Raw genomic sequence first — 20610 nt, forward strand, 5'->3', positions numbered from 1 at the left:
TTTACATAAAGTTTTTAACAATGTCTTTTAACACATTAAAACCAGAAGTTTCCCAAATTATAGCAAGCAACAAAACCGTAGACCAGCGTTTACTGGATCTATGCACCCTTTTAAAAACACATGTCTCCTATTACGATTGGGTGGGGTTTTATTTTAAAAACGGCAACAAAAACGAATTAAAACTTGGCCCCTATGCGGGCGCCCCAACAGACCACACCATCATCCCTTTTGGAAAAGGCATTTGCGGACAAGTAGCGGTAAGCAACCAAAACTTTGTGGTTCCAGATGTTACAGCCCAGGACAACTACATTGCCTGTAGCATTACGGTTAAAGCAGAAATTGTAATCCCCATTTTTGTTGATGGTGAAAATATTGGCCAAATCGATATCGACTCCAACACCAAAGATCCATTTACAAAAGCAGACGAGCATTTCTTGGAGTTTGTCTGTCAAGAAGTTGCTGCCATTTTATAGCTTAAACACCCCTACCGATCACAAATAAAAAAAAGTCTGTTTTTTTACACAAAAACACCTCTCATTTTCAGTTTGAAATAATTACTTTTGCACTCGAAAACAAGCCTTTCAACCGTATTGAAAGCCTATTAAATGCCACACTCACCAAAGGTGGGAATAAAACACACAACAAAACTAAAATGAGTACTACAAAAACCATTAAATCGGCCTTAATTTCCGTATTTTCAAAAGACGGATTAGAACCTATTGTAAAACAGCTAAACGAGCAGGGTGTTACCATTTACTCGACTGGAGGCACCGAAAAATTCATTAAAGACCTCGGTATCGATGTTGTACCAGTAGAAGATGTAACCTCTTACCCATCCATCCTTGGCGGACGTGTAAAAACCTTACACCCAAAAGTATTTGGTGGCATTTTAAACAGACAGCACAACCCTAGCGATGTTGCCGAATTGGCCGAATTTGAAATCCCTCAAATCGACTTGGTTATTGTAGACCTTTACCCCTTTGAAAAAACTGTAGCCTCTGGCGCCAACCACCAAGATATTATCGAGAAAATCGACATAGGTGGTATTTCTTTAATTCGTGCAGCAGCCAAAAACTACGCCGATGTAGTTTGTGTATCTTCGGTTAACGATTACAACGAATTCCTAGAATTGCTAAAAGCAAAAAATGGCGAAACCTCCGAAGCAGACAGAAAGCGCTTTGCAGCAAAAGCCTTTAACGTGTCATCGCATTACGACTCGGCCATTTTTAACTACTTCAACGCCAACAACGACATTACCTCGCTAAAACTAAGCGAAACACAAGGGCAAGCCCTACGCTATGGCGAAAACCCGCACCAAGAAGGTTTTTTCTTTGGCGATTTCGAAGCCATGTTCACCAAGCTGCACGGCAAAGAACTAAGCTACAACAACCTTTTGGATGTTGATGCTGCCGTTATGCTCATGAACGAATTTAAGGGTGAAGCACCTACTTTCGCTATCCTAAAGCACAATAACGCCTGTGGCCTAGCACAACGCGATACCCTGCACCAAGCCTATACCGATGCACTTGCCGGCGACCCCGTTTCTGCTTTTGGCGGTATTTTAATTAGCAATACCGAAATCGATAAGGCGACGGCAGAAGACATTCACAACCTATTCTGCGAAGTGGTTATTGCACCTGCCTTCTCTAATGATGCTTTAGAGATTTTAAAAGGAAAGAAAAACAGAATCCTACTTGTTTTAAATGATATCGAGCTTCCTAAAACAACCGTTAGAAGTTGTTTAAACGGTGTTTTAGTTCAAGACAAAGACAACAAAACCGATCGTCTTGAAGATTTAACCGAAGCCACAAACAATAAACCATCGAAAAACGAATTAGAAGATTTAATTTTTGCTTCAAAAATCTGTAAGCACACCAAGTCTAACACTATTGTACTTGCTAAAAACAAGCAATTATGCGCTAGTGGAACAGGACAAACCAGCCGTGTTGATGCGCTAAACCAAGCCATTCATAAAGCAGGCTCGTTTAATTTCGATCTTAATGGCGCTGTTATGGCAAGCGATGCTTTTTTCCCCTTTCCAGACTGCGTAGAAATTGCCCATACAGCCGGAATTACTGCAGTAATCCAACCGGGCGGGTCGATTAAAGACCAATTAAGCATTGATTATTGCAACACCAACAATGTGGCTATGGTGTTTACAGGAACACGTCATTTTAAGCATTAATATTTCCGTTTTTACGGAAATCTCGTTAAAATGTAGAAATTAAAAAGTGGGGCAATTGTATGGTGCATATATTGCCGAACTTTTATTACATTTACAAGATTTGATTTTTAAACCTCAAAAACTACGTTAAAACGAATGGGATTTTTTGACTTCCTAACTGAAGAAATAGCCATAGACCTTGGTACTGCAAATACACTTATTATACACAACGACAAGGTTGTGGTTGATAGCCCATCTATAGTTGCCCGTGATCGCATTTCCGGAAAAATCATCGCCGCTGGAAAAGAAGCCAGCATGATGCAGGGAAAAACGCACGAGAACATCAAGACCATTAGGCCATTAAAAGACGGGGTAATTGCCGATTTTGATGCTTCAGAACAAATGATAAGCATGTTCATTAAGAACATACCCGCTTTAAAAAAGAAGTTATTTAGCCCTGCCTTACGTATGGTTATTTGTATTCCTTCGGGAATTACAGAGGTAGAAATGCGCGCCGTAAAAGAAAGTGCCGAGCGCGTTAACGGAAAAGAAGTTTATTTAATACACGAACCTATGGCTGCGGCCATAGGTATTGGTGTAGACATCATGCAGCCAAAAGGAAACATGATTGTTGATATTGGTGGAGGTACCACCGAAATTGCCGTAATTGCCCTAGGGGGCATTGTATGCGATAAATCGGTTAAAATTGCCGGTGATGTGTTTACCAACGATATTATTTACTACATGCGCACACAACACAACCTTTATGTTGGTGAACGCACTGCCGAAAAGATAAAAATCCAAATTGGTGCAGCTACCGAAGACCTTGAGTTGCCACCAGATGATATGAGCGTTCAAGGAAGGGATTTGCTTACCGGAAAACCAAAACAGGTACAAATTTCGTATAGAGAAATAGCAAAGGCTTTAGACAAGTCCATTTTACGAATTGAAGACGCCGTAATGGAAACCCTTTCGCAAACGCCACCAGAATTGGCAGCAGACATTTACAACACGGGTATTTACCTAGCAGGAGGAGGCTCGATGCTACGCGGCTTAGACAAACGTTTATCGCAAAAAACCGATTTGCCGGTTTACATTGCAGAAGATCCCTTAAGAGCCGTTGTACGTGGCACAGGAATAACCCTTAAAAATTTAGCGAAATACAAAAGCGTCTTGATAAAATAGCGGTAATACATGCAACAAATCATAAATTTTTTAATAAGAAACAAAACCTTTTTGTTGTACTTATTGTTGCTATCTATATCGTTCGTATTTACCATTCAGTCGCATTCATACCACAAGAGTAAGTTTATAAATTCGGCTAACTTTTTGTCTGGCGGGGTTTACAATTCTGTAAACAACATCTCGGAATACTTTAAGCTAAACGAGCAAAACGCCTTGCTTCAACAAGAAAACAACACCTTAAGAACCCTTATTTACAATACCACAAGGAAAAACGATTCGATCCAAATTACGTATACAGACAGCACCAACATATCTGCTACTACCTATACTTTTACCCCAGCTGTAGTGATTAAAAACAGTTACTCGGCCACCGACAATATTTTATTGCTTAACAAAGGGAAACGCGATAGTATAAAACAGGATTTTGGTGTTATTACGCCCAGAGGCGTTTTAGGTATTGTAGACCGTACCAGCAAAAAATATGCTACGGTTATCTCTATTTTAAACACCAATAGCAGAATAAGTGCCAAGCTAAAGCACACCAACCATTTTGGTTCTTTACTTTGGGATGGCAAATCTCCGTACACCGTTCAGCTTAAGGAAATCCCTAAAATTGCCCCCATAAAACAGGGCGACACCATTACGACATCTGGACTTTCGGCTATTTTCCCAAAAGGAATTCCCATTGGTACAATAACCGATTTTACTCTAGACCACTCAAAAAACTTCTATACCATAAATGTCGCTTTGTTTAACGACATGACCAATGTAGAGCATGTTTACATTATAGAAAACAAAGACCAACCAGAGATTAAACGCTTGTTAAACCCAACATCCGATGAATAGTTTGATTTCTGGACATACCGTACGCTTTATTAGCTTAGTTTTTTTGCAGGTTTTGGTATTAAACCACATTAACTTTTTAGGCTACCTTAACCCCTATTTGTACGTTTTGTTTGTCGCCCTTTACCCAATTAAGAATAATCGTGCGTTGTTTTTAATTTTAAGCTTTTTATTGGGGCTGCTTATCGACATTTTTTCAGACTCTGGGGGCATTCATGCTGCTGCTACGCTTACCATAGCTTATGCGAGACCTATTATTTTAAAGTTTTCTTTTGGCACAGCATACGACCACCAAACCGTAAAATTTAACACCATAGAATTCGGCGCACTGCTCGTGTACTTTTTCATCTTAATTTTAGTGCACCACTTCGTCCTGTTTTCGCTTGAAATTTTTAACATTAAAAGCATACTTTTAATACTCCAAGAAACGTTATTTTCTAGTATTTTTACGATAATACTAGCCATAATAATAACCATAATTTTTAGCAGAGGACGTTAAATGAGACAACTATTACTGTTTATCTCCATTATTGTTGTTGGACTTGTTTTTATTTTCAGGTTGTTCTACTTGCAAGTCTATAATGCAAACCACTATGATTTGTTTGAGGATCCTGCCATTAGAAAGGTTTACGATTATCCCAAACGCGGTTTTGTATTCGATAGAAATGGAGAGTTGTTGGTTTCTAACCAACCTTCATACGATGTGATGGTTATTCCTAGGGAAGTAAAACCTTTAGATACTTTAGAGTTTTGCTCGTTGTTAAAAATAGACAAAGACCAATTCATTAAAACCTATAACAAGGCCTATCATTATTCGCCCCGATTGCCTTCGGTGTTTGTTTCGCACCTCTCTAAAGAAGACTATGCCGTACTTCAGGAGAAAATGCGCAAATACGAAGGGTTCTACATTCAAAAGCGTTCTTTGCGGGATTATCAAACCTCTATAGGCGCCAATGTTTTGGGGTTTATTGCCGAAGTTAACCAAGGGCAAATCGAGAAAAACCCATATTATAAAATGGGCGACCTTATAGGCAAGCAAGGTGTCGAGCTCTCCTACGAAAAGGAATTACGTGGCGTAAAAGGGGTTAAGTTTATTCAGAAAGATCGTTTTAACCGCGATTTAGGCCCTTATAAAAACGGCAAGTTCGATACTGTTCCTGTCCCCGGAAAAGACATTGCCATTACCATAGACGCCAAGCTACAAGCCTATGGCGAAAAACTTATGGTAAACAAGCGTGGCGGTATTGTTGCCATAGAGCCTAAAACCGGCGAGATTCTGGCTTTGGTCTCGGCACCGTCCTACAACCCTAATCTTTTGGTAGGCAGGCAGCGCTCTAAAAACTACAACAAGCTTTACAACGACTCTATTTACCTTCCTTTAATCGATAAAGGGCTGTTGCGTGTTCATGAGCCTGGCTCGCCTTTTAAAGCTTTGGTCGCTCTGGCTGCACTGCAAGAAAACGTTATAACCCCAGACTATACCATTACTTGTGTTGGTGCTTACCATTATGGCGGAAGGCGCCCAATGGGCTGCCATTGCGGTGGCGGTCGCAGAAGCTTAATTAAAAGTATTGCCCGCTCTTGCAACTCGTATTTTGCCACAGCCTTTAGAAGATCGCTTGATAAATACGACAATGCCAGCATGGGTATGGATGTGTGGAGCAACCATATGAAAAGCTTTGGTCTAGGCCAATATCTGGGTACCGACCTCCCTATTGGAAAAAAAGGAAACATGCCCAATGGTGCTTATTACGACAAATGGTACCCCGATTTTAGATGGGGTGCTACCACCATTATCTCAAATTCTATCGGGCAGGGCGAAATTTTAACCACACCCATTCATATGGCAAACTTTACAGCAGCCATTGCCAACAAAGGGTATTATTACACCCCACATATTATTAAAAGCATTTCCAATCAAGATATTAACAAGGACTTTGTTACCAAACACAACACCACCATAAACGAAGAACATTTCGATCCGATTATTGAAGGCCTTTTTGATGTGTATGAAAACGGAACAGCACGATTTTTAAAAGTGCCTGGAATTGAAATTTGCGGAAAAACAGGTACCTCCGAAAATTTTATAAAAATCAATGGCGAGCGCATGCAATTACAAGATCACTCTATTTTTGTTGCTTTTGCACCCAAGGACGACCCCAAAATTGCCATAGCGGTATTGGTTGAAAACGGACATTACGGATCTATTTATGCCGGGCGAATTACCAGCCTTATGATTGAACAATACCTAAAAGGCAGCATTACTAGAAAAGACCTAGAGAATTGGATTTTAACCCATAGCCTAGAAGAAGAATATTTAAAACCTTACTCAGGAAAACCCTTTACCATCAATTAATAATGCAACGAGAAACCAATAGATATTTTAAATTTGATTGGATAACCATTATTCTTTTTTTATTATTGGTGGCTTATGGCTGGCTGAATATTTTATCGGCTTCGCATACAGGACAAACCATTGATTATTTGGACTTCTCACAGCCGTACGGCAAACAGCTGATGTTTATATTTTTAACGTTTGCACTTATTGTTGTTATCCTCGCCATAGACACCAAGTTTTACGAACGCTTTGCCAGTCTTATTTACATCGTTTCCCTGCTCTCCCTTGTTGGGCTTTTTATTTTTGGAAAAAATGTAAATGGAGCCACATCCTGGTACGCCTTTGGCGGCATGACCATACAACCTAGCGAGTTCGCAAAAACAGCAACTGCCCTAGCCGTAGCAAAATATATTAGTGACCTGCATACCGATATTAAAACGTTTAAAGACCAAATTAGAACCTTTATCGTTATTGCCATTCCAGCATTTTTAATCCTCCTACAAAACGATGCCGGCAGTACCATTGTTTACGCCGCCTTCTTTTTTGTATTATACCGCGAAGGCCTACCCAAAATATATTTAACCATTGGTATTTTATTGGTGCTTATTGCCATATTGGCGTTAAAGTTTGGCGCATTAGCAACTAGTCTTGGCGCTACAACACTTATTTTAACCTACCACTTTACACGAAAGCGAAAACCAGCATTTTACAACACGTTGTTTACCATAATAATTTGTGGTATTCTGGCATTTGGCATTAAGTTTTTTTATAGCAATATTTTACAGCCCCACCAACAAAACCGAATTACGTTATGGCTGCGTTTAGAAAAAGATCCTGTAAAACTCGAACGCATGAAAAAACGAGAAGCCTACAACCTTATCCAATCGGAGCAGGCTATAAGTTCTGGCGGTTGGACAGGAAAAGGCTTTTTAGAAGGCACCAGAACCACGGGGAAGTTTGTTCCCGAACAACACACCGATTATATTTTTAGTACCGTTGGCGAAGAATGGGGTTTTGCCGGAAGCGTTTTTGTTATTCTTCTGTTTGTGCTACTCCTGTTAAGAATCCTGCATCTGTCTGAACTTCAAAAATCGCAGTTTAGCAGGGTGTATGGTTACAGTGTTGCCGCTATTATGTTTATACACTTCATGATAAACATTGGTATGGTTATGGGGCTAATTCCAACCATTGGTATCCCGTTGCCATTTTTTAGTTATGGAGGTTCGGGGCTTTGGGGCTTTACCATACTGCTTTTCATCTTTATTAAATTAGACTCCAACAGAATAAACGAGTGGTAGCCCTTAGTCTTTCTTCAGCTCTAATTTTTCTGCAAAGTAATCGCAAAAATCCATCATGGTCGCGCTCATTTTCTCATCTTGAGTCGCCCTTTTAAAGGTGTTGCTCATAGAGACCAATGTTTGATGAAAAAAAACTTTCATCTCATCTACAGGCATGTCTTTGGTCCATAAATCTATACGTAAGGACTCTTGCTTGTTGCTATCCCACACCGAAAGCATCATGGCCTTGGCCGCTTCATTATTAATACCACCATCTTCTGCTGTCCAGGACAATTTCTCAGGAACGCGGTTCTCGTCTAACTCTATATTCAGTTCTATTGTTGATTTTATATTGGCCATTATCGTTTGGGTTTAAATTTTGAATTGTTAAAAATAACTTCGGTAGGCTGCAACAGCATATTGTTTAGGGTAACGGCATTGTTTTCCATATAGGCGTTTACAATTTGCCACCCCAAATATTGCCCTATTTGCCCGGGAGACGCTTTGTCTATTTCCTCCAGTTGAAACTTAGAGAAAGGTGCAGGATTAATAAACCTACCCGGTAATTTCGAATCGGTGCTATAAAGCAATTCCCGCTCTAAAAAGTACCGCCATATGTTGCTTTCGTTGCTTTCTGCCCATTGAAAATCCGCTTCGGTATAGCCCATTATTTCAGCATTAGACGTATTGGGCAGCATGCTTTTGGCAAAGTAAAGTTGCTTGCCATAATACACCATTTCATCTAACAAGGTTTTATTTTGTTCTTGCTGAATATGCTTTTGCGCATAGGCCTTGGCCAAATCGACGGGTATTTGCTTACGCTCAAAATTAGCACGAAGGTACTTTTGTATGCCTTGATAAAACTTATGGTCTTTCCCCAAATACGTGTCTAACGAAATAAGCACAATGGTATCGGTTACAATCACCTTGTTCCTATAATCTACGTTAGATGTTGTTGTAACCACTCTAGGAGTCTTAAAATTGGGGTAGTAGTATTTTAAATGCTGAAACACGCCTTTCAGCGCTAATTTTTCCTGCTTTAAATCTGGAAATTCCTTTTTGGTCTCTTGGCGAAGTTCTACCTGAATGGTATCGGTCATTCTATCTATCCAAAATGCATCTTCATAACGATCTGAAAACATAAACGGATAAGCCTTCTTTAGTTTTGGAAGCTCTTGAGGAGTTGCTGCACCAAAAGCCAGATCGAACCGCTCTATAGTAAAATCAACTTGTATTCCTGCAACCTCTGCTTCTATTTTGCTTTCGGTATTGCAGGCCAATAACACTCCTATAACAACCAAAAAGATCATGTATTTTTTCATGTAAACTTCCCTAAGTTAATTTTTTATTAATACAACGATTACCCTATTTTTGTGACGCAAAGGTAATATTCTTTGCCTTAACTTTATTAAATATGCAAACAGAAAAAGTTATCGATCATATTGTAAATTGGCTAAAAGACTATGCCACTAACGCTAAAGTAAGTGGTTTTGTTGTGGGGATTTCCGGCGGAATAGATTCTGCCGTAACCTCTGTCCTTTGTGCCAAAACCAAGTTGCCGGTACTTTGTTTGGAAATGCCCATTCACCAAGCCCAGACCCATGTTAACAGGGCGCAAGAGCACCTTACTTTCTTAACGCACCAGTACAGCAATGTCTCTAGCCAACACGTCGACTTAACACCTACTTTCGAAACGTTTAAAACCAGCGTTACCCTAGAAGGTTCACAAGCGGTTGTCGATATGGCTTTGGCCAACACTAGGGCTAGGCTTCGCATGACGACGCTTTATTACTATGCAGGATTAAACAACCTGCTTGTTGCCGGCACCGGTAATAAAATTGAAGATTTTGGCGTTGGATTTTACACCAAATATGGCGATGGCGGTGTCGATTTAAGTCCGATAGCAGATTTATTGAAATCTGAAGTATACGCCCTTGGCGAAGCGCTTGCTGTGCCGCAATCCATTATGAAAGCCGCTCCTAGCGATGGCTTATTTGGTGATGCAAGAAGCGACGAAGACCAAATAGGCGCCTCGTACCCAGAGTTAGAATGGGCCATGGCCATGACAGAACAAGGTAAATTAGCGCATGATTTTTCGGGAAGAGAGCAAGACGTCTTTAAAATTTACACCCGATACAATGCTAACAATCAGCATAAAATGCGTCCAATTCCCATTTGTAAAATTCCAGAAGATTTAAAATAAAGGATTATTTTTTGTAAAAAATTTATTACCTTTACGTAAGAGCGTATGCTAAATACTTTTTTTGCCCCAACAGTCTAACTAATTAAAAAAAACAATTATGATTAAGCTGTTGGTAGTCGATAACCACCCCATAGTACGAAAAGGAATAGAACTCCTATTTCTCTCCTCACCAAACATAAAAGTTGTTGGTGGTGTAGGAAATGGCGAAGCTATTTTTGAATTCTTAAGATACAATCCAGCCGATGTTATTTTATGCGAAGTCGATCTGCCAAAACTCAATGGCATAACGGCTTTACGCAGGCTAACAAAAGAGTTTCCTAATATTAAGGTGCTTATGTTTACCTCGCAACCCGAGGAGATTTACGCCTTAAACACCATAAAGGCAGGAGCTGCTGGGTATTTGTCTAAAACCGCAAATATTATTACGCTAAAAGAAGCCATTACCAAAGTTAGCCAAGGCGAAACATTTTTAAGTCCTAATTTAAACGAGCAACTCACTTACAGAAGAAAAATAAACAGACGATCGGGGTCGTTTTATAAAAAACTGTCTACTCGCGAAATTGAGGTTTTAAAATTATTATCGGCAGGAAAAAAGAACAAGGAAATTGCTCAGGAGCTTGAAATAAACGAAAAAACTGTAAGCACTTACAAATCGCGGCTCATGAAAAAGCTGGATGTTAACAACATTGTCGATTTGGTTAACCGTGCCAAGTTGTTAGACGTTTAAAGTGGCTTGTCTAGCTTTCTAGACAATAAATTATCTAATTTTTTATAATTCATCACGTCTTCCAGGATATTAGGGTGCTGTTCGTGTAGGTTTTCCTTAACTTCCTGAATTAACTCGTCTATTTTTTTTGAAATTAAAAAGCTACGCAAGTTTAAAATGGTTTGGTTTACCAGTTGCGCTACGGTATCGGTTTTTTCTTTGGGAAAAATATTTTGCACCTGCCAATTAGAAAGCTCATACCTTTCATCTTCCATAAGAATGGTTGTTATTTCTGAGGCTACGTCTGGCGTTACATCGTTTACGAGGTTCTCAATAGCGTATTCCGGGTCTTGGTTAAGCTTTTCAATAATATTGTAGTAAAGTGTTTTAAAATGGTCGTTTGTAAATTCCATTTCATCTTCCTGCAAATCCAAATATATTTTCTGGAACACCTTGGCTTCCATTTCTTCCGATTCTAGAACCAGCTCGCTTTCGTCGTTTTCCTTCAACAACAAATCGTCGAAGATTTCGGTTCGATTGCCATACAGCAATAAAATTTGAATGATTTTTCGCTCGAGCTCGTATTGCACATCGACCGTTTGTTTTTGCGGTTCGTTCTTAACCACTTCAAAAACATTTTTTTGCTGCTCTTTTTTGTAGGCCTTGTTGGCATTACTAAGTGCTTTTTGGGTAAGCTGCTGAAGCGTGCTAAACAGGACTGTTTCACTAATATCCATAATTTTGGAACACTCCCTTAAATAAATCTCCTGCTTAATCCTATCGGGAATTTTTGAGATGCTAACCACAATATCCTTTATGGTTTCGGCGCGCTTTATGGGATCGTTCTTGGCTTCGTCTACCAAAACAGAGGCCTTATACCGTATAAAATCTGTGGCGTGTTCTTCTAGGTAAGTCGTTAACTCCTCTAAGGTATTCTCCCGAGCAAAACTATCGGGGTCTTCACCTTCTGGAAAACCACACACTTTCACATTCATGCCCTGCTCCAGAATTAAATCGATTCCTCTTAAAGATGCTCGTATACCTGCTGCATCGCCATCAAACAGTACGGTAATGTTATTGGTTAACCGGTTAATTAGCCTAATTTGCTCTGGGGTTAAGGCTGTACCAGAAGACGAAACAACGTTATGAATGCCTGTTTGGTGAAATTGAATAACATCGGTATAGCCTTCAACTAGGTAACAGTTGTCTTCTTTGGCAATGGCCTGTTTGGCGTTATAAATACCGTAAAGCACTTTGCTTTTATGGTAGATATCGCTTTCTGGCGAATTAAGATACTTGGCGGCTTTTTTATCGTTGGTTAAAATGCGACCACCAAACCCAAGCACTCGCCCACTCATACTTTTTATAGGGAACATAACACGGCCTTTAAACCTGTCGAAATGTTTATCGCCTTTAACAATGGTGAGCCCCGTTTTTTCCAGAAATTCTATGTTGTAGCCTTGTTTTAGGGCTTCGTCTGAAAACGCTTGCCATTCATCAAGCGAATACCCCAAATCAAACTTTTTAATCGTTTCTGGGGTAAAGCCCCGCTCTTTAAAATAGCTTAATCCAATGGCTTTTCCTGGATTGGTTTTATGTAATGTTTTCTGAAAATAGGTGTTTGCAAACTCGCTTACCAAATACAAACTTTCTCGGGCGTTAGCTTTTTCCTTCTGTTCGTTAGTTTGCTGGGTTTCTTCAATTTCAATGTTATACTTTTTGGCCAAGTATTTTATGGCTTCTGGATAGGTAAAATGCTCATGCTCCATTAAAAAAGCGACGGCATTTCCGCCTTTTCCAGTACTGAAATCTTTCCAGATTTGCTTTACAGGCGATACCATAAAGCTAGGTGTACGTTCGTCGCTAAACGGACTTAACCCTTTAAAGTTACTTCCGGCTTTTTTTAATTGTACAAAATCACCAATAACCTCCTCTACGCGAGCGGTTTCAAACACTTTATCTATGGTGGATTTCGAAATCAAAACAAGTAAGCCTTTAAGGGTGTAAAAATATAAAGATAAAAACAATATATGTAAAAAGGCTTCATTTAAAATGCGGCCTTAAACAGGATTATTTTTTTCTATCGATAACATAATTCACCATAAGTTGCAGTGAATCTTTAAACTGAGAGTCTGGATAACCATCTAAAATGACTAGCGCATCTTTTTGGAATGCTTTCATCTTGTCTATGGCATAATCTAACCCATTATGTGCTTTTACAAAAGCAATCACTTCTTTTACCCGCTTTTTATCCTTATTGTGATTTTTAATGGAGTTAATAAGCCATTTTTTTTCTTTTGGCGAGCAATTATTAAGCACATGAATTAAGGGTAGGGTCATTTTTTGCTCCTTAATGTCTATGCCCGTTGGCTTGCCTATTTGCGCGTCGCCATAATCAAACAAATCATCTTTTATTTGAAAAGCCATGCCTATAAGTTCGCCAAATTTACGCATGGTTTCCACCTCTGGAGAGTTGGGTTTTACCGAGGCTGCTCCCAAACTACAGCAGGCTGCAATTAAGGTTGCTGTTTTTTGACGGATAATCTCATAGTAAACCGTTTCGGTAATGTCGAGTTTTCTAGCCTTTTCTATTTGAAGCAGTTCGCCTTCGCTCATCTCACGAACGGCTACTGAAATAATTTTAAGCAGGTCGAAATCGTTGTTATCGATAGAAAGTAATAAGCCTTTAGACAGCAGGTAATCGCCAACCAAAACGGCAATTTTATTTTTCCATAGCGCATTGATAGAGAAAAACCCCCGGCGTCTATTACTATCATCCACCACATCGTCGTGTACTAAAGTGGCTGTATGGATTAATTCGATTACCGAAGCACCGCGATAGGTTCTTTCGCTTACCTCGCCATTGTTAAGCATTTTGGCCACCAAAAACACAAACATAGGGCGCATTTGCTTGCCCTTACGGTTTACAATGTAGTGCGTAATGCGGTTTAACAACGCCACTTTAGAGGACATGGAAAGTTGGAACTTTTGCTCGAAAAGCTCCATTTCAAAAGCAATGGGTTGTTTTATTTGTTCAACGACCTTCACAAAACTTAGCTAAAAAATCCTCACAAACCTACTAAAAATATCTTTTAAAAATTGCAACTGCACGACACAAAAAAGAAATTTGAGAAAAGCCCTACTGTTTATATTAAAATATTCCATATCTTTAATACATTAACAAACATCTAATTACAACACCTATGAAAAAAATTACACTACTACTTATTATGTTAACCCCTTTCATCTTTTTCGGCCAAACTGTGGTATGGTCTGATGATTTTAACGACGAAGACATTTCGGATTGGACCTTGACTGATAGCGATGGAGATGGTTTTAATTGGTCAGCTGTACAAATCATTGATGCAAACAACGTTCCTGTTGGGACTCCTGTTTTACGCTCGGCTTCATGGAGTAGTGCTATTGGCGCCCTCCAGCCAGATAATTGGGCTATTTCTCCCGTAATAGATTTATCGACTGCTTCTGGCAACATAACATTAAATTATGAAGTCATGGCTATAGATGCTTCTTGGGATATGGAACACTATACGGTTTACGCAGCTACAGGCAACACAATTAATGACTTTACCTCATCGGCTATAAGCTTTAACGAGCCTAACCTAGATGGCGTAAACAGCTTATCCCCAAGAACTTTAGACCTTTCTAGTTTTGCAGGACAGGCTGCGGTATACATTGCCTTTAGACACCATAGCGTTTCTGACCAATTCACCATTGAAATAGACAATGTATCCGTAAATTATACACTAAGCACCGAGGAATTTAATGCTAAACAGGCCTTTTTTATAGGCTGTAAAGACGATATCATTACCGTTTCTAACATTAAGGGCGAGGCGCACTACAGGATTTATAACATTTTAGGAAAATCTGTTATGAGCGGAAACACCAGATTAGAATCGCAAGACATTCATGTTTCTAATTTATCGTCTGGCATTTATGTTGTTGAAGTAAGTGATCCGTCGAGAAACATTACCACAAGAAAGAAAGTTGTTATAAATTAACGCCTAAGATTTAAACACAAAAAAGCCACTTAATTAAGTGGCTTTTTTATTTAGCTTTTATTGGCCAATTGCCCACAGGCGGCATCAATATCCTTACCGCGCGATCGCCTTACCGTTACGGTTATATTGTTTCTTTCTAATGTGTTTATATACATTTGAATGGCTTCTTCGTTGGCTTGCTGAAAATCGCCATCATCTATGGGGTTATACTCGATTAAGTTCACCTTACTTGGCGCAAATTTACAGAACTGTACCAAGGCATCAACATCTTTTTGTTTGTCGTTAACACCCTTCCAAACCACATACTCGTAGGTAATTCTATTTTTCGTTTTGGCATACCAATGCTCCAAGGCTTCTCTTAAGTCTTTTAACGGGAAGGTGGCATTAAAGGGCATGATAGACGTACGAACCTCATCAATAGCAGAATGTAACGATACTGCTAATTTGAATTTCACTGCTTCGTCGGCCATTTTTTTAATCATTTTAGGCACACCAGAAGTTGAAACGGTAATTCGTTTTGGCGACATGCCCAATCCTTCGGGAGATGTTATTTTATCAATGGCCTTTAAAACATTATTGTAGTTCATTAATGGCTCGCCCATACCCATAAAAACAATGTTGCTCAATGGGCGATTAAAATACAAACGGCTTTCGTTGTCGATGGCCTTTACCTGATCGAAAATCTCATCGGGGTTTAGGTTACGCATGCGTTTAAGCCTGGCAGTAGCACAAAATTTACAATCTAAACTACATCCTACCTGAGACGACACACAGGCCGTGGTTCGCGTTGCTGTTGGGATTAATACTGATTCGACAATCAACCCATCGTGAAGCCTTACGGCATTTTTTATGGTCCCATCGTTGCTTCGTTGCATTTGGTCAACCTCAATGTGGTTGATTACAAAATTATCGTCCAACATTTGGCGTGTTTCCTTAGAAATGTTGGTCATATCGTCAAAGCTATGGGCGCCTTTATTCCAAAGCCACTCGTAAACCTGATTGCCACGAAAGGCCTTGTCGCCTTCAGCAACAAAAAAATCGCGTAACTGCGTTTTATCTAATGCGCGTATGTCTCGTTTTTTTGTTTCCATAAATGTGCTACAAAAGTACTATTTACAAATGGCATAAAAAAAACCTTGTTGGCTAACAAGGTTTTTTATGTTATTGGTTTTTATCTTCTTAAAGAATTAACATGGCATCGCCATAAGTGTAAAAGCGATATTTTTCCTTTACAGCCTCTTCGTAAGCGCGCATTATAAAATCATGCCCAGCAAAGGCAGACGCCATCATTAGCAAGGTAGACTTAGGCGTATGGAAATTGGTTACCATACAATTTGCTATACTGAAATCGTAAGGTGGGAAAATAAATTTATTGGACCACCCTTGAAATTCATTTAGTGTTCCGCTAGAAGAGACCGAACTTTCTACAGCACGCATAACTGTGGTTCCAATGGCACATACTTTTCTACCTTCAGCAATCCCTTTGTTAATGGTGTTAACAGCCAATTTATCGATAATAATTTCCTCGCTGTCCATTTTGTGTTTAGATAAGTCCTCTACCTCAACAGGGTTAAATGTCCCTAACCCTACATGCAGGGTCACCTCGGCAAAGTCAATGCCTTTAATCTCCAGTTTTTTCAGCAGGTGCTTTGAGAAATGTAGCCCGGCTGTTGGTGCTGCTACGGCACCTTCGGTTTTGGCAAAAATGGTTTGGTAACGCTCTTCGTCTTCTGGCTCTACCTCTCTTTTAATGTACTTTGGAAGCGGGGTTTCGCCCAGTTCCTTTAATTTATTTCTAAAGTCTCTGTACGGGCCGTCGTATAAAAAACGTAAGGTTCTTCCTCTAGAGGTTGTGTTGTCTATAACCTCTGCTACCAAAGACTCGTCTTCTCCAAAATAAAGCTTATTTCCTATTCTAATTTTTCGTGCAGGATCGACCAAAACGTCCCATAAACGTTGCTCTTCGTTAAGCTCTCTTAATAAGAAGACCTCTATTCTAGCACCCGTTTTTTCTTTATTCCCATAAAGTCTAGCAGGAAACACCTTGGTGTTATTTAGTATTAACACATCATTTTCATCGAAATAATCTACAAGATCTTTAAAAAGCTTGTGTTCAATGGTTTGTTTTTCTCTGTTCAAAACCATTAAACGGGCTTCATCTCTATGTTCTGATGGGTATTCTGCCAACAACTCCTTAGGGAGGTCAAAATTAAAATTAGATAACTTCATTTGTTTGTTTTAAATTTTTTCAAAGGTGCAAATATACAATCTGAATACAGGGGTTGTCAAGTAATTAGCCAATTATTATTGGGAGACCTTAAACCCCAATTGTTTTAAGTCGTCCCAAAAAGCCTTATAAGATTTTGTTACCACAGCAGCATCTTTAATAACCAAAGCGGTTTTAAGGGCTAGTGGCGCAAAGGCCATGGCCATTCTATGGTCGTTATAAGTCTCTATTGCGGTGTTGGGTCTCATCTCTTTTGAAGGCTGTAATGTTAAGGACTCGTTAGTAATGGTTAGCTCTCCACCTAATTTTTCAAGTTCATTTTTTAGAGCCTGTAATCTATCGGTTTCTTTTATACGCAAGGTATGCAACCCTGTTAACTCACACGAAACGCCTAACCCAAAACAAGTAACGGCAATGGTTTGGGCAATGTCTGGGCAATTCACTAAATTAAGTTCGATGCCTTTTTTAAACATCACTTCTGCTGTTTTTTCAAGGGTTATTGTATGCGATTTAAACTGCGTTTGCACCCCGAATTGCTCGTATATGGTTGCCAAAACCGAATCTCCTTGTAAGCTGTTCGCGTTATAAGATGCCAATGTTATTTTTGTCCCGACAGGCGACAGCGCCAGTATGCTATAAAAGTAGGATGCCGAAGACCAATCGGATTCGACCACAATGTCTATCTCATTATCTAAACTAGGCTTGGGGCTAATGGTAATTATGTTATCCTTAAATGTGGTCTTCACCCCTATTTGCTCTAATAGCGACAGGGTCATTTTTATGTAAGGCACAGATGTTATCTCTCCTTTTAATGTTAGCTCTAACCCATTTTTTAATTTAGGTGCAACCAATAATAACGCAGAAATATACTGACTGCTTACATTGGCATTAAGGGTTACCTTATCTTTTACAAGTTCCTTTCCTAAAATTTTTAATGGCGGACACCCTTCATTCTCCAGATAGGTAATGTGGGCGCCAAGACTTTTTAAAGCATCGACTAATATTTTTATGGGGCGCTCTTTCATTCTTTCAGAGCCTGTTAAAACCACCTCTTTTTGTGGTTGGGTGGCGAAATAGGCTGTTAGAAAGCGCATGGCCGTACCTGCATGATGAATGTCTATAACGTTAGCCTGCCCAGACAGGGCGTTTTGCATGACCTGCGAATCGTCTGAATTAGACAGGTTCGTTATTTTTATTTTGGGGTATAAGGCCTGTAAAAGCAGCAGTCTATTCGATTCGCTTTTAGAGCCAGAGATGGTTATCTTACTTGCTTTGTTAACTTGTGCGTGATGTAGCTTTAAATGCATTATAAGGTATAAGGCTATTTTAACTTTTCGTTGCTATGGTGCCTATCGTGGTCGCGTTTGGTTTTTTTATCCATTTTTTTGTTAAAGGCGTCTTGTAGGTCTATCCCTGTTTGATTGGCTAAACACAAGACCACAAAAACAACATCGGCTAGTTCTTCGCCCAGGTCTTTATCTTTATCGCTTTCTTTTTCGCTTTGTTCGCCATAGCGGCGTGCTATAATTCTTGCTACTTCCCCAACCTCTTCGGTTAGTTGGGCCATATTGGTAAGTTCGTTAAAATAACGAACCCCGTGTTCCTTAATCCAGTTATCGACCTCTTGTTGGGCGTTTTTTATGTTCATCGTTATACTTTTTTTAACACGACTTGTTCGTTCATCTTCTCGATTACTTTGGTGTAAAACGTTTTAAAGTGCTCGTAGTGACTTGGCAAAACCAAAGCGTCTTTAAAATCAAAATTAATCAACAATTGTAAGGTCTCGCCATTGTTTTTTAAAAGATATGAAAACATGCCCGAATCGCCGTTAAACACAATCTTTTCATTTTGAGGTAAAGACTCGATATGGTAGCCTTCCGGCAGTTTAATGTTTACCATGCTTTTTATTACTTTCGGGTAATTAAACTGTATGGGATACAACCGCTCACTGTCCTTATACGGGTTGTTTATTTGCCCCAAAAAGAATAAAGGCGAAAAATATAGTTTTCCTCCTATTTCCTCTATGGCATTTTCTAATTTATAATCATAGCTTACCGTTACTGGCTTAGCGCTTGTTTTACTGTGTTTAAAAGCTAACTCTGAAATAACAACATCTCCTTTTTCTTTTTCTAGCTGTTTTATATGGTCATCTTTATTAACGTTTAAAAAGTTTTTGAGATACTCGTGGGCTAAATAGTTTGTATAGTTGCTTCTGGCCTTTCCCGATATTGCCAAATCGCTATTAATATTAACATTTAGCAATGATGTTTCAGACGATAGGGGCAATTCTGAAAGGCTCACCCAATCTGAACTCTCATCCTTTCTTATAACCCTTCCTTGCCAATTTAAAGCATGTTGTGGCAAAACATTAGGGCTTCCATAAGGGTCTGAGGCATCTAGGAGGGTCCTAAAGTTTTCTTCCTCTACCAAACATATAACGTAATTAAACCCACTAACCGTTGGTACTAAAGGAATACCATTACTTATTGTACTTAACAAAACGGGATTGGCGTTAATTCCTGCTTCCCTAAGCATAGCGACCAACAACAAATTTATATCGGCTACGTTTCCTGAACCCTCAACATAGGCTTTTTTTATCCCGTTTTGAGAACCATAGCCTACAAAACTATTCCATTTTACTTTATTCTTTACAAAACTATAAATGTTCGCTGCTGTTTGCATTTTATTTTCGGCAACTGTTAAGCTTTGTAAATCTTTCTTGAAAAAGTTGTTTCTATCTAATTGCTTTCCAAAATCATCATCTTCATAAATTGTTTCAGCAACTTTTCCCCAGCTCGTAGAAAACGACTCTGTTGGTTGGTTTGGAAACCTTTTTGCGACCAGTTCTAAAATTAATTTAGACCTATAATTATCTATGTTGCCTACCATAGGCTCTTGCTTAAGCGCGGGCACATCGCTTGCCTGACTTTTTATTACATTTACGTTGTAATCGGTTTTGCTTTGGGTGAATTGCGAAGCATGGCCGTACATGCTTCTTTCTGTCTTAGATAAGGTTCTTGTTATTTGGGTTTTCTGCAATTCGGGCAAATAAAAAGCTCTAGGATTAAGGTGCTCTCTATAAACATAAAATTCTGGAGTATTAACGCTCAAATCAAACGTCTTTATTGGTATTGTATATTGTAAATCTATATCATCGATACTTAAATAAGGGGAGACAATTTTGTACGTAAACTCTATAATACAGCCTTCTTTAATGTTGGGCATGGTAAACGAGGTTTTTTTCCAGTACTTATTTTGTTTTTCCTCAAATACTCCTTCATTTCGAAGCTTTTCTTTTTCTACCTTACCGTCTACCAAATTGTACGTATACCCTTTTAAGCCTATTAAATTTTCTTCTTTTGAAGCCGAATAATCATACAGTTTTACTTTTTTTGTGGCCCAATCAAAGCCTTCTTTATTATAAATAACAATACGTTCGTGTATTTCGTTTTCTTGCTGAAAACCTTCTCCTTCAACATACGTAAAGTCTATGGTTTGGCTTTTATACAGTACTACTGCGTTGTGTGAACTACTGGGAGTGCCGTATTTTTTAAAATCTTCTTCTGATACTTTTCCAAACTTGTAATTTTGCGAAAAGCCAGACGTTATGGCTAGCAAACAAAAAACTACTTGTAAAAAATTTTTCAT

The 20610-nt window shown here is 39.1% G+C and carries 19 protein-coding genes; 10 read left to right on the forward strand and 9 right to left on the reverse strand.

All coding sequences use genetic code 11. The features are described 5' to 3' along the window. The first annotated feature begins 20 nt into the window (after positions 1–20). From IA57_RS02375 to rodA, 7 genes are all read left to right on the forward strand, one after another. Entirely contained in the window at positions 21–473 is a 453-nt protein-coding gene (locus tag IA57_RS02375; RefSeq protein WP_036118847.1) for a GAF domain-containing protein, read from the forward strand. A 179-nt stretch (positions 474–652) separates the two neighbouring features. Then, the gene (gene purH / locus IA57_RS02380) at positions 653–2185 is read left to right on the forward strand and encodes a bifunctional phosphoribosylaminoimidazolecarboxamide formyltransferase/IMP cyclohydrolase (RefSeq protein WP_036118848.1); all 1533 of its coding nucleotides are present in this window, start codon (positions 653–655) and stop codon (positions 2183–2185) included. Positions 2186–2320: 135 nt separating this feature from the next. After that, positions 2321–3349: a rod shape-determining protein gene (locus IA57_RS02385; RefSeq protein ID WP_036118850.1), complete on the forward strand. Its 1029-nt coding sequence runs from the start codon at positions 2321–2323 to the stop codon at positions 3347–3349. Between the two features lie 9 nt (positions 3350–3358). Continuing rightward, the gene (gene mreC / locus IA57_RS02390; RefSeq protein WP_036118852.1) at positions 3359–4195 is read left to right on the forward strand and encodes a rod shape-determining protein MreC; all 837 of its coding nucleotides are present in this window, start codon (positions 3359–3361) and stop codon (positions 4193–4195) included. Beyond that, on the forward strand, positions 4188–4691 hold the full coding sequence (locus IA57_RS02395) for a hypothetical protein (protein ID WP_036118856.1): 504 nt from the start codon (positions 4188–4190) through the stop codon (positions 4689–4691). The genes mreC and IA57_RS02395 overlap by 8 nt, the downstream gene beginning before the upstream one ends. Further along, positions 4692–6548, forward strand: a complete 1857-nt coding sequence (gene mrdA, locus IA57_RS02400; RefSeq protein ID WP_036118858.1) for a penicillin-binding protein 2 — start codon at positions 4692–4694, stop codon at positions 6546–6548. It begins immediately after the preceding gene. 2 nt (positions 6549–6550) lie between these two features. Next, positions 6551–7828, forward strand: coding sequence for a rod shape-determining protein RodA (rodA, locus tag IA57_RS02405; RefSeq protein ID WP_036118860.1), 1278 nt, complete (start codon positions 6551–6553; stop codon positions 7826–7828). A 3-nt stretch (positions 7829–7831) separates the two neighbouring features. On the opposite strand, the gene gldC is transcribed toward rodA, so the two are convergent. After that, a complete protein-coding gene (gldC, locus tag IA57_RS02410) occupies positions 7832–8167 on the reverse strand; it encodes a gliding motility protein GldC (protein WP_036118861.1) in 336 nt (111 codons plus the stop codon). Next, positions 8167–9129, reverse strand: a complete 963-nt coding sequence (gene gldB / locus IA57_RS02415; protein ID WP_036118862.1) for a gliding motility lipoprotein GldB — start codon at positions 9127–9129, stop codon at positions 8167–8169. The genes gldC and gldB overlap by 1 nt, the downstream gene beginning before the upstream one ends. Before the next feature lie 92 nt (positions 9130–9221). Between gldB and nadE the strand changes: the two genes are divergently transcribed. Both nadE and IA57_RS02425 read left to right on the forward strand, forming a co-directional pair. Then, the gene (nadE, locus tag IA57_RS02420; protein WP_036118872.1) at positions 9222–10010 is read left to right on the forward strand and encodes an NAD(+) synthase; all 789 of its coding nucleotides are present in this window, start codon (positions 9222–9224) and stop codon (positions 10008–10010) included. Between the two features lie 97 nt (positions 10011–10107). Next, positions 10108–10737, forward strand: coding sequence for a response regulator (locus IA57_RS02425; protein WP_036118874.1), 630 nt, complete (start codon positions 10108–10110; stop codon positions 10735–10737). On the opposite strand, the gene dnaG is transcribed toward IA57_RS02425, so the two are convergent. Continuing rightward, positions 10734–12698: a DNA primase gene (gene dnaG / locus IA57_RS02430; RefSeq protein WP_036119438.1), complete on the reverse strand. Its 1965-nt coding sequence runs from the start codon at positions 12696–12698 to the stop codon at positions 10734–10736. The two genes, IA57_RS02425 and dnaG, sit on opposite strands and share 4 nt — an antisense overlap. 88 nt (positions 12699–12786) lie before the next feature. Beyond that, entirely contained in the window at positions 12787–13764 is a 978-nt protein-coding gene (locus IA57_RS02435) for a polyprenyl synthetase family protein (RefSeq protein WP_036118876.1), read from the reverse strand. 155 nt (positions 13765–13919) lie between these two features. On the opposite strand from IA57_RS02435, the gene IA57_RS02440 reads away from it, so the two are divergent. Next, positions 13920–14735, forward strand: coding sequence for a T9SS-dependent choice-of-anchor J family protein (locus tag IA57_RS02440; RefSeq protein WP_036118878.1), 816 nt, complete (start codon positions 13920–13922; stop codon positions 14733–14735). A gap of 50 nt (positions 14736–14785) precedes the next feature. Here the strand turns inward: IA57_RS02440 and rlmN are convergent, their stop codons facing one another. The 5 genes from rlmN to IA57_RS02465 form a co-directional block, all read right to left on the reverse strand. Further along, positions 14786–15826 carry a 23S rRNA (adenine(2503)-C(2))-methyltransferase RlmN gene (rlmN, locus tag IA57_RS02445; protein WP_036118879.1) on the reverse strand — a complete coding sequence of 347 codons (1041 nt, stop codon included), beginning with the start codon at positions 15824–15826 and terminating at the stop codon, positions 14786–14788. 88 nt (positions 15827–15914) lie between these two features. Next, positions 15915–16964, reverse strand: coding sequence for a tRNA preQ1(34) S-adenosylmethionine ribosyltransferase-isomerase QueA (gene queA / locus IA57_RS02450; protein ID WP_036118880.1), 1050 nt, complete (start codon positions 16962–16964; stop codon positions 15915–15917). A gap of 75 nt (positions 16965–17039) precedes the next feature. Next, on the reverse strand, positions 17040–18269 hold the full coding sequence (locus IA57_RS02455; RefSeq protein WP_036118881.1) for a 3-phosphoshikimate 1-carboxyvinyltransferase: 1230 nt from the start codon (positions 18267–18269) through the stop codon (positions 17040–17042). A 14-nt stretch (positions 18270–18283) separates the two neighbouring features. Then, positions 18284–18610: a nucleotide pyrophosphohydrolase gene (locus IA57_RS02460; protein WP_036118882.1), complete on the reverse strand. Its 327-nt coding sequence runs from the start codon at positions 18608–18610 to the stop codon at positions 18284–18286. A gap of 2 nt (positions 18611–18612) precedes the next feature. After that, positions 18613–20610, reverse strand: a complete 1998-nt coding sequence (locus IA57_RS02465) for a transglutaminase domain-containing protein (RefSeq protein ID WP_036118883.1) — start codon at positions 20608–20610, stop codon at positions 18613–18615.

This window comes from Mangrovimonas yunxiaonensis, from assembly GCF_000733475.1.
Taxonomy (GTDB): domain Bacteria; phylum Bacteroidota; class Bacteroidia; order Flavobacteriales; family Flavobacteriaceae; genus Mangrovimonas; species Mangrovimonas yunxiaonensis.